The 12,081-nt window shown below is 67.8% G+C and carries 11 protein-coding genes; 5 read left to right on the forward strand and 6 right to left on the reverse strand.

What is annotated here, in order from left to right; genetic code table 11:
- Positions 1-134: 134 nt before the first annotated feature.
- Both E5P3_RS04755 and E5P3_RS04760 read left to right on the forward strand, forming a co-directional pair.
- Positions 135-1,649, forward strand: coding sequence for an ATPase domain-containing protein (locus tag E5P3_RS04755; RefSeq protein ID WP_443083231.1), 1,515 nt, complete (start codon positions 135-137; stop codon positions 1,647-1,649).
- A 65-nt stretch (positions 1,650-1,714) separates the two neighbouring features.
- Positions 1,715-3,181 (forward strand): hybrid sensor histidine kinase/response regulator, encoded by a 1,467-nt coding sequence (locus E5P3_RS04760; RefSeq protein ID WP_162584919.1) that lies wholly within the window; start codon positions 1,715-1,717, stop codon positions 3,179-3,181.
- Between the two features lie 16 nt (positions 3,182-3,197).
- Here the strand turns inward: E5P3_RS04760 and E5P3_RS04765 are convergent, their stop codons facing one another.
- Genes E5P3_RS04765 through E5P3_RS04790 form a run of 6 tightly spaced genes read right to left on the reverse strand, consistent with a single transcriptional unit; the run spans position 3,198 to position 9,569 of the window.
- Positions 3,198-4,256: a malate/lactate/ureidoglycolate dehydrogenase gene (locus E5P3_RS04765; RefSeq protein WP_162584920.1), complete on the reverse strand. Its 1,059-nt coding sequence runs from the start codon at positions 4,254-4,256 to the stop codon at positions 3,198-3,200.
- Entirely contained in the window at positions 4,256-5,782 is a 1,527-nt protein-coding gene (locus tag E5P3_RS04770) for a UxaA family hydrolase (RefSeq protein WP_162584921.1), read from the reverse strand. The genes E5P3_RS04765 and E5P3_RS04770 overlap by 1 nt, the downstream gene beginning before the upstream one ends.
- 22 nt (positions 5,783-5,804) lie before the next feature.
- Positions 5,805-7,199 carry a TRAP transporter large permease gene (locus E5P3_RS04775; RefSeq protein ID WP_162584922.1) on the reverse strand — a complete coding sequence of 465 codons (1,395 nt, stop codon included), beginning with the start codon at positions 7,197-7,199 and terminating at the stop codon, positions 5,805-5,807.
- A 34-nt stretch (positions 7,200-7,233) separates the two neighbouring features.
- Positions 7,234-7,791 carry a TRAP transporter small permease gene (locus tag E5P3_RS04780; RefSeq protein ID WP_162584923.1) on the reverse strand — a complete coding sequence of 186 codons (558 nt, stop codon included), beginning with the start codon at positions 7,789-7,791 and terminating at the stop codon, positions 7,234-7,236.
- 57 nt (positions 7,792-7,848) lie between these two features.
- Positions 7,849-8,838: a sialic acid TRAP transporter substrate-binding protein SiaP gene (locus E5P3_RS04785; protein WP_162584924.1), complete on the reverse strand. Its 990-nt coding sequence runs from the start codon at positions 8,836-8,838 to the stop codon at positions 7,849-7,851.
- Complete coding sequence (locus tag E5P3_RS04790; protein WP_162584925.1) at positions 8,835-9,569, reverse strand: FadR/GntR family transcriptional regulator; 735 nt, start codon at positions 9,567-9,569, stop codon at positions 8,835-8,837. The genes E5P3_RS04785 and E5P3_RS04790 overlap by 4 nt, the downstream gene beginning before the upstream one ends.
- A 136-nt stretch (positions 9,570-9,705) precedes the next feature.
- On the opposite strand from E5P3_RS04790, the gene E5P3_RS04795 reads away from it, so the two are divergent.
- The 3 genes from E5P3_RS04795 to E5P3_RS04805 are packed head-to-tail and all read left to right on the forward strand — an operon-like array spanning position 9,706 to position 12,054.
- The gene (locus E5P3_RS04795; protein ID WP_162584926.1) at positions 9,706-10,440 is read left to right on the forward strand and encodes an SDR family oxidoreductase; all 735 of its coding nucleotides are present in this window, start codon (positions 9,706-9,708) and stop codon (positions 10,438-10,440) included.
- Positions 10,437-11,183 (forward strand): SDR family NAD(P)-dependent oxidoreductase, encoded by a 747-nt coding sequence (locus E5P3_RS04800; protein ID WP_162584927.1) that lies wholly within the window; start codon positions 10,437-10,439, stop codon positions 11,181-11,183. The genes E5P3_RS04795 and E5P3_RS04800 overlap by 4 nt, the downstream gene beginning before the upstream one ends.
- A gap of 22 nt (positions 11,184-11,205) precedes the next feature.
- Complete coding sequence (locus tag E5P3_RS04805; RefSeq protein WP_162584928.1) at positions 11,206-12,054, forward strand: fumarylacetoacetate hydrolase family protein; 849 nt, start codon at positions 11,206-11,208, stop codon at positions 12,052-12,054.
- The last annotated feature ends 27 nt before the right edge of the window (positions 12,055-12,081 follow it).

Here is a 12,081-nt window from a genome sequence, read left to right on the forward strand (position 1 = left end):
ACGAGAAGAACGAGCCGGGGCAGGGCACAGGCGGACAGAAAGATGGGGATGACCCCCTACAACGCGGCTGGATGTCAAGCCTTACATTCAGCGGCTCTTCGATCCATTGCTACAGCACTTTCTCGGAGTTGGATATGAGCGCGAGCACCCCACCGCCCCCCGGCGGCGACCACGACGAGCGAACGGCCGAACTGCTGAAAATGGGCGTGCCCGGACTCGACGACGTGCTCGGCGGCGGTCTCACCGCCCACCGGCTGTACCTGCTGGAGGGCGCGCCGGGCGCGGGCAAGACGACGGTGGCGATCCAGTTCCTGCGCGAGGGCGTGGCCAATGGCGAGGCGGTGCTGTACGTCACCCTTTCCGAAACCGCGCAGGAGCTGCAGGGCGTGGCGAGTTCGCACGGCTGGGACCTGGGCGGCATCGAGGTGCGGGAAATGCTGCCGGCGCAGGATGCGCTGGAGCCGGACGACCAGTACACGATGTTCCACCCCTCGGAGGTGGAGCTCGGCGAGACCACGCTCAGGATCCTGGCCGACGTCGACAAGATCAAGCCGAGCCGTGTGGTGTTCGATTCGCTGTCCGAGCTGCGCCTGCTGGCGGGCGGGTCGCTGCGCTACCGCCGGCAAATCCTGGCGCTCAAGCAGTTCTTCACCGGCCGGCAATGCGCGGTCCTGCTGCTTGACGATCTGACGGCCACCGAACAGGACCTGCAGGTGCAGAGCATCGCGCACGCGGTGATCCGGCTGGAGCAGCTCAACCCCGACTACGGCGCATCGCGCCGGCGGCTGTTGGTCACCAAGTACCGGGGCAGGGAGTTCCGCGGCGGCTATCACGACTACAAGATCGCTCGCGGCGGGCTGCAGGTGTTTCCGCGGCTGGTGGCCTCTGAGCACACGCTGCTGGTGCAGCAGACGCGCATGGCCAGCGGGCTGCGCGCGCTCGATGACCTGCTCGGCGGTGGCATCGAAAAGGGCACCAGCACTCTCTTCGTGGGCGCGCCGGGCACCGGCAAGTCGAGCGTGGCGGTCCAGTTCGCCATCACGGCGGCAAGGCGCGGCGAATGCGCGGCGCTCTTCATCTTCGACGAGAGCATCAACACCCTGCGCACGCGCTGCGAGGGCCTGGGCATGGACCTCGAGCCGTTCCTCGCGTCTGGACACATCCGCGTGCGGCAGATCGACCCCGCGGAACTGTCGCCGGGCGAGTTCGTCCATGAGATCCGCACTGTCGTCGAGCAGCACAAGGCGACGGTGGTAGTGATCGACAGCCTCAACGGCTATCTGAACGCCATGCCCGACGAGCGTTTCCTGATCGTCCAGTTGCATGAGTTGCTGACCTACCTCGGGCAGCACGGCGTGGCCACCATGCTGATCGGCGCGCAGCATGGATTGATCGGGACGCAGATGCAGACGGCGGTGGATGCAAGCTACCTGGCGGACTCGGTGGTGCTGCTGCGCTATTTCGAGGCCGAAGGCGAGGTGAGGCAGGCGATCTCGGTGCTCAAGAAGCGCGGCGGCGCGCACGAGCGCACCATCCGCTCCTTCTCGCTGGATTCGCAGGGCATCCATGTCGGGCAGCCGCTGCGCAATTTCAGGGGCATCCTCACGGGCATCCCGATCCCCATCGACGGAGTCCGGACGCCATCGTGAGCGTTGTTCCTTCAGATCTCGACGAGCGCATCCTGTTGCGGACGGCGACCTCGAGGGACGCCGCAATGGCAAGCACAGTGCTGGAACGCGCGCATTTCGTCTCGCACGTGTGCGAGGACATTGGCTCGCTGGTACAGGAGCTGGCGCGCGGTGCCGGCGCCATCATGCTGGCCGAGGAGGTGCTCGCCGGCCCGGCCCTGGTCGAGCTCACGGGTGCGCTGGGCGTGCAGCCGCCCTGGTCCGACGTGCCGGTGCTGGTGCTGGCGCGGCAGGGGGCGGATTCCCGCGCCGTCGCCAACGCGATGGACGAGTTCGCCAACGTCACGGTGATCGAACGGCCGATGCGCGTGGCCGCGCTGGTGAGCGCGGTGCGCACAGCACTGCGTGCGCGCCGCCGGCAGTACGAGCTGCGCAGCCTGCTCGAAGGGCTGCGCGATGCCGACCAGCGCAAGACCGAGTTCCTCGCCACGCTGGCCCACGAGCTGCGCAACCCGCTCGCGCCCCTGGGCACGGCGCTGTCCCTGCTGTCGCGCAAGAAGCCCCCGCCTGATGAGGCCGTGAAGTACTACGAGCTCATGAGCCGCCAGGTCGAGCACATGGTGCGCCTGGTGAACGACCTGATGGAGGTCTCGCGCATCACGCGCGGCAAGATCGAGCTGCACCTGGGCCCGGTGTTGCTCGATGCGGTGATCGAGGACGCGATCGAGCTGAGCCGGCCGCTGTTCGATCGAGCGCAACATTCGCTCACGCTCGAACTCGGGGCCGACCCGCTGGTGGTGCGGGGCGATGCGGTGCGCCTCACGCAGGTCTTCTCGAACCTGCTGAACAACGCCGCCAAGTACACACCCGCGGGCGGGCGGGTGGCTGTGACCGCGCGCCAGGAAGGCCGGCAGGCCGTCGTGGCCGTCAGCGACACGGGGACCGGCCTGGCCCCTGACATGCTGAAGTCGATCTTCGAGATGTTCGTCCAGGTGAGCGGCACGGCGCGCGATGCGCAAGGCGGGCTCGGCATCGGCCTCACGCTGGTGAAGAGCCTGGTCGAGCTGCAAGGCGGCAGCATCGAGGCCGCGAGCGAGGGCCTGGGGCGCGGCGCCACCTTCACGGTGCGCCTGCCGCTGGCGAAGAGCGCGTCCGTGTCCCGGCGCCGCTCGCGGGTGTCGCAGGACGGTTGGGCGCCCTCGATCGAAGGCACGATCCTGGTCGTCGACGACAACCGGGACGCGGCCGACAGCCTGGCCGAGCTGCTGGCGACCATGGGCGCGACCGCGCTGGTCGCCTACGGCGGCGAGGAGGCGCTGCAGTTCGCTCGGGAGCACGAGATCGACATCGCCGTGCTCGACATCGGCATGCCCGGCATGGACGGCTGCGAGCTGGCGCGCCACCTGCGAGCCGGGCCCCGCGGCACGGAGCTGAAGCTGATCGCGCTGACGGGCTGGGGGCAGCAGGGCTACCGCGATCGCATTGCGGCGGCCGGCTTCGACCACCACTTGCTCAAGCCGCTGAACCTGGGCGAATTCATGGCGCTGCTGTAGGCAGGCGCGCGGGCGGTCAGCCGATCGCCACGCCCACCTTCGCGCCGGCCGCCACGATCTCGCTCCAGGTCGCGTCGTCGATCCAGATGCCGTCGCGCTCGCGCGCCGCACGCGCCTTGCGCTCGGGTTCGCCGGCAATCTGCACGCCCTCGAAGCCCTGGCCGGGTGGGCTCTGGCGCAGCCACTCGACGAAGGCGCGCGCCTCCTGCTCGAAGCTGGCTTGCGTGCCCAGTCTGGCCGGATCGATGACGACGGCCAGCATGCCGTTGAGCACGGTGCGCGCGGTGTCGGGCTGGCGATGCCAGGTGCCACCGCCCGTGAGCGCGCCGCCCAGCAGCTCGCAGGCGACCGCCATGCCGTAGCCCTTGTGCTCGCCGAAGGTCATGAGCGCGCCGAACAGGCCGTTGCTCTGCGGCACCACCACCACGCCAGGATCGTCCGTGGGGGCGCCATGCTCGTCGATGAGGTAGCCCGGCGGCACACGCTCGCCCTTGTTGTGGGCGACGCGCATCTTGCCCTGGGCGACGCGGCTGGTGGCGTAGTCCAGGATGAAGGCTTCGGCCCCTTTCAACGGAACGCCGATGCAGCAAGGATTGGTGCCGAAGCGCCCGTCGCCGCCGCCCCACGGCGCGACCACGGGACGCGAGAGCACGTTGACGAAGTGCATCGACACCAGGCCCTGCTCGGTCGCCATCTCGGCGAAGTGGCCGATGCGGCCCAGGTGGTGGGCATTGGCGAGGGAGAGGACGCAGGTGCCGTGCTGCTTCGCGCGTTCGATCGCGAGCGTCATGGCCTGCACGCCGACGATCTGCCCATAGCCGCGCTGGCCATCGAGCGCGAGCATCGGGCCGGTGTCGAGGTTGATCTTGACGCCGGAATTGGGCTTCAGGCCGCCCTCGGCCGCCGCGTCGACGTAGCGGGGGACCATGCCGACGCCGTGCGAGTCATGGCCGCTGAGGTTCGCGAGCACGAGGTTGGCGGCGACCTGCTCGGCTTCGGCGGGGGTGCTCCCAGTGCCGGCGATGATGGCGGCGACCTGGGTGCGGAGGGTGGAGGCGGGGAGCGTCCGGGCCATCACATCACCGCCCCGACCTGCCACGGCACGAACTCGTTCTGCCCGTAGCCGTGCTTTTCGCTCTTGCTGGGCGCGCCCGAGGCGGTCGCCAGCACCAGCTCGAAGATGCGCTGGCCCATGTCCTGGATCGACACGTTGCCCTCGACGATCTCGCCGCAGTTGATGTCCATGTCCTCCTCCTGCCGCTGCCACAGCGCGGAGTTGGTGGCGAGCTTGAGCGAAGGGGAGGGCGCGCAGCCGTAGGCCGAGCCGCGGCCGGTGGTGAAGCAGATCATGTTGGCGCCGCCCGCTACCTGGCCGGTCGCGCTCACCGGGTCGTAGCCTGGCGTGTCCATGTAGACGAAGCCGTGTGCGCGCACCGGCTCCGCGTACTCGAACACCGCCTCGAGGTTGCTGGTGCCGCCCTTGGCCACGGCGCCCAGGCTCTTCTCGAGGATGGTGGTGAGCCCGCCGGCCTTGTTGCCGGGGGAGGGGTTGTTGTTCATCTCGCCCTCATTGATGGCGGTGTAGTGCTCCCACCAGCGGATGCGCTCGACCAGCTTCTCGCCCACTTCGCGCCGGACGGCGCGGCGGGTCAGCAGGTGCTCGGCGCCATAGATCTCCGGCGTCTCCGAGAGGATGGCGGTGCCGCCGTGCGCCACCAGCAGGTCCACCGCCGCGCCCAGCGCCGGGTTGGCGCTGATGCCGGAATAGCCGTCCGAGCCGCCGCACTGCAGGCCGATGGTGATGTGCTCCGCGCTGCAGGGCTCGCGCTCCGCCGCGTTGGCGCGCGGCAGCATTTCGTTGATCAGCGCCACGCCTTTCTCGACCGTCTTGCGCGTACCGCCCGTGTCCTGGATGTTGAAGACCCGCAGGTTCTCGCCCTCCCGCAGGTTGCCGGTGGCCAGCCAGGCGTTGATCTGGTTCGCCTCGCAGCCCAGGCCCACGACCAGCACGGCCGCGAAGTTGGCGTGCGTCGCATAGCCGGTGAGCGTGCGTTCCAGCAGCTGCATGCCCATGCCGCCGGCGTCCATGCCGCAGCCGGTGCTGTGCGTGAGCGCGACCACGCCGTCGACATGCGGGTAGGGCGCGAGCGCCGACGGGTTGGTCTTGCGCGAGAAGTGGTCGGCGATGGCACGTGCCGCGGTGGCCGAGCAGTTCACGCTGGTCAGCACGCCGATGTAATTGCGCGTGGCCACGCGGCCGTCGGCGCGCCGGATGCCCATGAAGCTCGCCTCGCGCCGCGCGGGCGGCGGCTTGACGTCGGCACCGAAGGCGTAGTCGCGCTCGAAGTGGCCCTTGTCGGGGCCCATGTCGAGGTTGTGCGTGTGCACATGTTCGCCGGGCGCGATGGGGCGGCTCGCGAAGCCGATGATCTGGTTGTAGCGGCGAACCGGCTCGCCTTGGGCGATGGCGCGCACGGCAACCTTGTGGCCGGGCGGGATCAGGCCGCGGGCAGTCACGCCTTCGATGGCCGTGCCGCCGACCAGCTGGCCGCGGGCGATCACGACGTCGTCCGCCGGGTGGAGTCGGATAAAGGGATTCATCGCGGGGTCCTGCGTCTTGGAATCAGAAGAACATTTTCGGCAACCACAGTACCAACTGGGGCATGTAGGTAATGACGGCCAGGCTCAGCAGCAGCGGCACCAGCCAGGGCAGGATCGCCATGGTGGTGCGCTCGAAGCTCAAGCCCGCCACCCGTGCCAGCACGAAGAGCACCATGCCCATCGGCGGGTGCAGCAGGCCGATCATCAGGTTCAGCACCATCACCAGGCCGAAGTGGATGGGGTCCACGCCCAGTTGCGTCGCGATGGGCAGCAGGATCGGCACCAGGATCGTGATCGCCGCAGTCGGCTCCAGGAAGCAGCCGACGAAAAGCATCAGCAGGTTGGCCAGCAGCAGGAAGACCCAGGCCTCCTTGGTGAAGCCCAGCACCCAGTTCGCGATGTCGGTGGTGACGCCGGTGGCCGTCAGCATCCAGCCGAAGATGGAGGCGGCGGCGACGATGAAGAGCACGGTGGAGGTGGTCTCGATCGTGTCGAGGCAGACCTTGACGAACATCTTCCACGACAGCGTCCGGTACCACCCGAAGCCGAGGATCATGGCCCACACGCAGGCGGCGATCGCGCCCTCGGTGGGCGTGAAGAGGCCGGTGCTCATGCCGCCGATCAGCAGCACGGGGGTCATGATCGGCAGCAGCGCCTCGAAGGTGAAGATCCGGTCGAGCACGAAGAGCAGCGCCAGGCCGACGAAGACGGTGACCTGCGCCGGCGCACCCAGCCTGGTCACCGCGACCCACAGCAGAAGCGGCCAGCCGATCACCACCGCCAGCTCGCACAGCGCCTTGAAGAGCCGGGTGCTGGAGAACTTGACGTCGCCGCCCCAGTTGTTGCGGTGGGCGTACCAGCCGACGGTGAACATCATCAGCAGCGCCATCATCGCGCCGGGCAGGATACCCGCGAGGAAGAGGGCGCCCACCGAGACGTTGGCCATCATCCCGTAGATCACGAAGGGCAGGCTCGGCGGGATGATCGGGCCCAGCGTGGCCGAAGCCGCGGTCACGCCCACCGCGAACTCGGTCGCGTAGCCGTGCTCCTTCATTGCCTTGATCTCGATGGTGCCGAGGCCCGCGGCGTCCGCGATGGCGGTGCCGCTCATGCCCGCGAAGATGACCGAGCCCAGCACGTTCACATGCCCCAGGCCGCCCTTGAGCCAACCCACCAGCGCCAATGCGAAGTTGTAGATGCGGGTGGTGATGCCGGCGTTGTTCATCAGGTTGCCGGCCAGGATGAAGAAGGGCACGGCCAGCAGCGGAAAGCTGTCGATGCCGCTGACCATGCGGTGGATGACGACGAAAGGCGGGAGGCTCCCCGACGTCAGGATGTAGACCAGCGAGGCGCCGGCCATGGCGATGGCGACGGGTACGCCGCCGGCCATGAAGAGCAGGAAGAAGATCTTGAGCATTTTCTGGTCGGTTATGGACGGGCCGGGCGCGGGCTCACGAATCGGCCAGCGTGGACTCGGGACGTTCGAGCACGCTGTAGCCGCGCCGCCAGTGCACTCGCGCCACCTGCAGCGAACGCCAGGCCATGGCCGCGAAGCCGAACAGGCAGAGGCCATACACCAGGTTCATCGGCAGGTCGACGATGGTCATCCGTGTCTGGTTGCCGATCTTCAGCATCATCTGCACGGTCATCACGACCGCTGCCAGGAAGAAGGCGACGCGCAGCACATCGACCGCGCGCGACATCCAGCGGCCGATCGCGCCGGGGAGATAGCGGTAGAAGAAGTCGACCTGGATCTGGTTGTTCTTCGAGACGCCGATGGCCGCGCCGATGAAGACCACGCCGATGAGCATGTAGCGCGCCACCTCCTCGGTCCAGGCGGCCGAGTCGTTCATCACGTAGCGGGTCACGAACTGGTAGAAGACGGTGAGGCCGAGCAGCCAGAAGATGGCGAGCGCGGCCCAGCCCTCGGCGATGGTGTCGGAAAGGTCGACCACCTCGTCCTCGGCGTGGAAGTGGCCTTCGTCGTCGATGATTTTTTGTTCGGTCATGGTTTTGCCTTGTGCCCCACCCCCTCCGCCCGCAGAGGGGAGGGGGGCCAACGGACCTTATTTGATGGCAGTGATCCGGTCGTAGTCCTGCTGCCTGTAGCCGTGATCCGTCGGCTTGGTGTTCTTCAACACCGCCTCGCGGAACGCGTTCTTGTCGACGGTGATCACGTTGTTCCCCCTCTTCTTGAACTCTTCCACCAGCCGCGTTTCCGAAGCGATGATCTCGCGCCCGGTCTTCTCCGCGGCCTCCTGCATCACCTCGGTGAAGATCTTCTTCTCGTCCGCGGAGAGCTTGCCCCACAGCTGTCCCGAGACGATGGTCAGGAGCGAATCGACGATGTGCCCCGTCAGCGAGATGTTCTTCTGCACCTCGTAGAACTTCTTCGCCTCGATGGTCGGCAGCGGGTTCTCCTGCGCATCGACCGTGCCGTTCTGCAGCGCCAGGTAGACCTCGGCGAAGGCGATCGGCGTGGGGTTGGCACCCAGCGCCTTGGGGAAGGCCAGGTACGCCGGCGCATCGGGCACGCGGATCTTCAGGCCCTTCATGTCCTCGGGCTTGGCCACCGGCCTGGCGGCGCTGGAGGTGACATGGCGCGCGCCGTAGTAGGTCAGCGCCGTGATGTGGTTGCCGCTCTTGTCGTCGTAGCCCTTGGCCAGTTCCTTGAAGACGTCGCTCTTGGCGTACTTCAACTGGTGCTCCGCGTCGCGGAAGATGAAGGGAAAGTACGACACCGCCAGCGGGGCATACGTCCGGCCCGCGAAGCTCGCGCCGGAAAGGATGATGTCCACGGTGCCCAGCGTCAGGCCCTGGTTGATGTCAGCCTCCTTGCCCAGGCTGGAGGCCGGGAACACCTGGACTTCGTACTTGCCGTTGGTGCGCTTCTTGATCTCCTCGCCGGCCCAGACCGAGTACTTGTGGAAGGGCTCCGAGGTCTCGTAGACGTGGGCCCACTTGAGCTTGGTCTGCGCCTGGGCCATGCCGAGGGCCCCTGTGGCGAGAACGCAGGCCGCGATCGTCTTGAGTGCGAAACGCTTGGTGCTGGTCATTTTCTTGTCTCCATCGGTGGTTGAAAGAAGAGGTTGGCGCGGCGCCAGCTGGCGCTGAAGCGCTGGTGCGACTTGTCCATGTGGGCGTGCATTGCCCGGCGCGCGCCCTCGGCGTCGCGCGCGGCGATGGCATCCCGGATTGCCTCGTGCTCGGCAATCGCCGAGCGCCAGGACTTGACGCTCTCGAAGTAGCCCCCCAGGCGCGTGAAGATCGGCCCACGGCGCGAATCCCAGAAGCCCTGCACCGTCTCCGACAGCACCACGTTGCCGCAGCACTCGACGATGGCCAGGTGGAAGGCGCGGTCACCCTCCAGCGGCATCACATTGCGGTCCGCCAGATCGCGCATGTGCTCGATGGCGCGCGTCATCGCCTCGATGTCCTTGCGCCTGGAGGTGGCCGCTGCGATGGCCGCGGTCTCGCCCTCGACCACGCGCCGTGCGCGAATCAGCTCGAGCGGGCCCCATTCGGTGCTGGCCTCCGGCACCCGCGCATGTTGCGTGCGGTCGAGCACGTAGACACCGGAACCGGTGCGCACCTCGACCCAGCCCTCTACCTCGAGCGCGATCAGCGCCTCGCGCACCGAAGGCCGGCTCACGCCCAACTGCTTGGCCAGGTCGCGCTCCGCGGGCAGGCGAGCGCCGGCCGCGAACTCGCCCTGCGCGATCAGCGCGCTGAGCTGGTCGGCGATCTGGCGGTAGAGGCGTCTGGGTTCGAGGGTCTGCAGCGGCACTTAGGGGTTGTCCTGGATTGGCCAGGTGGTCAGGCCAATTCAGAATACGAGGTGCTCCGCGATGCAGCCATCGGGCCAAACCCTGAAGGCCGCAATCGCCGATCGCCGATCACATTCCACAGCAGAAGGACATCCCATGAGACTCGAAGGCAAGACCGCGCTCGTCACCGCGGCCGGGCAGGGCATCGGGCACGCGAGCGCGCTCGCATTGGCCGCCGAGGGCGCGCAGGTCTGGGCGACCGACATCAACGAGGCGCTGCTGTCCCGCTTCGCGGGCGTGGCCAACATCACCGCCGCAAAGCTCGACGTGCTCGACAAGGCCGCGATCGACGGCTTCGTGAAGACGCTCCCCGCGCTCGACATCCTCTTCAACTGCGCCGGCGTGGTGCACAACGGCGCCGCGCTGCAGGCCACGGACGAGGACCTGGACTTCGCCTTCCGCCTCAACGTGCGGGCCCAGCTGTGGACCATCCAGGCCGTGCTGCCGGGCATGCTGGCCGCTGGACGCGGCAGCATCATCAACATGGCCAGCGTGTGCTCCAGCATCAAGGGACTGCCGAACCGCTGCGTCTACGGCACCACCAAGGCGGCGGTGCTGGGGCTGACCAAGAGCGTCGCGGCCGACTACGTGGGCCAGGGCATCCGTTGCAACGCGGTGTGCCCGGGCACGGTAGACACCCCTTCGCTGGCCGACCGCATCAACGCCAACGCCGACCCGGTGGAGGCGCGCAAGGCCTTCATCGCGCGCCAGCCCATGGGCCGGCTGGCGCAGGCCGAGGAGATCGCGCCGCTGGTGGTGTTCCTCGCCAGCGACGAGTCGCAGTTCGTCACCGGCCAGGCTTATGCGGCCGACGGCGGCATCACCATATGAACCAGCTCGACTTCCGGGACCGGCATGCGGTCGTGACCGGTGGCGCCACCGGGCTGGGGCGCGGCATCGCGCGGCGGCTGATCGACTCGGGCGGCAGCGTCACGCTGTGGGACCGCGATGCCGAGGCGGCCGAGAAGACGGCCTGGACGCTGGGGCCGAAGGCCTTCGCGCTGAAGGTCGATGTCGCGCAGCAGACCTCGGTGGCCGAGGCGGTGGCGGCCACGCTCACGCAGGCGGGACGCATCGACGCGCTGGTCAACAGCGCCGGCATCACCGGGCCCAACGTCAAGCTGTGGGACTACCCGGTGGATGCCTGGCGCGAGGTGATGGAGGTCAACCTCAATGGCCTCTTCATCTGCTGCCGCGAAGTGGTGCCGCAGATGCGCAGGCAGGGCTACGGCCGCATCGTCAACATCGCCTCGGTCGCGGGCAAGGAAGGCAACCCCAACGCCAGTGCCTACAGCGCGAGCAAGGCGGCGGTGATCGCGCTCACCAAGTCGCTCGGCAAGGAACTGGCCGACACCGGCGTGCGCGTCAACTGCGTGACACCGGCCGCGGTGAAGACGGCCATCTTCGACCAGATGACGCCGGAGCACATCGCCTTCATGCTCTCGAAGATCCCGATGGGCCGCTTCGGCACGGTGGAGGAGGTCGCCGCGATGGTGGCCTGGCTTTGCACCGAAGATTGCTCCTTTTCCACCGGCGCCGTGTTCGACCTGTCCGGCGGCCGCTCCACCTACTAGTTTTCCCAGAAGAAAGGACCTCATGAAACTCGTTCGCTATGGCAACCCCGGCAAGGAGAAGCCCGGGCTGGTCGACGACAACGGGCAGCTGCGCGACCTGAGCGCGGTCGTCAAGGACATCGGCCCCGAGCAGCTCGGCGATGCCACGCTGGCCAAGCTGCGCAAGATCAAGCTCGACAAGCTGCCGCTGGTCAGGGGCAAGCCGCGCTTCGGCTGCCCGGTGGCGCAGGTTGGCAAGTTCATCGCGATCGGGCTCAACTACGCCGATCACGCAGCCGAGTCGGGCCTGCCGATCCCGGCCGAGCCCGTGGTCTTCATGAAGGCCAACAGTTGTGTGCAGGGCCCGAACGATCCCGTCATGCTGCCCAAGAATTCGGTCAAGAGCGACTGGGAGGTGGAGCTGGGCGTGGTGATCGGCGCGACCGCACGCTATGTTTCGCAGAAGAGCGCGCTGGAGTGCGTGGCCGGCTACTGCGTGATCAACGACGTGAGCGAGCGCGAGTACCAGATCGAGCGCGGCGGAACCTGGGACAAGGGCAAGGGCTGCGACACCTTCGGCCCCATCGGCCCCTGGCTGGTGACGCGCGACGAGGTGCCCAACCCGCAGAAGCTGTCGATGTGGCTGGACCTCAACGGCAAGCGCATGCAGACCGGCAACACCAGGACCATGATCTTCAACGTCGCCAAGATCGTGAGCTACGTGAGCCAGTTCATGACGCTGGTGCCCGGCGACGTGATCACCACAGGCACGCCGCCCGGCGTGGGGCTGGGCATGAAGCCGCCGCTCTACCTGAAGAAGGGCGACGTGATGACGCTGGGGATCGAGGGGCTGGGCGAGCAGCGGCAGGAAGTGATCGGCTTCAAGGCCTGATTTCCGAGTTCCCTCTCGCCTTTTGGG

It is taken from the genome of Variovorax sp. RA8 (genome assembly GCF_901827175.1).
Taxonomy (GTDB): Bacteria; Pseudomonadota; Gammaproteobacteria; order Burkholderiales; family Burkholderiaceae_C; genus Variovorax.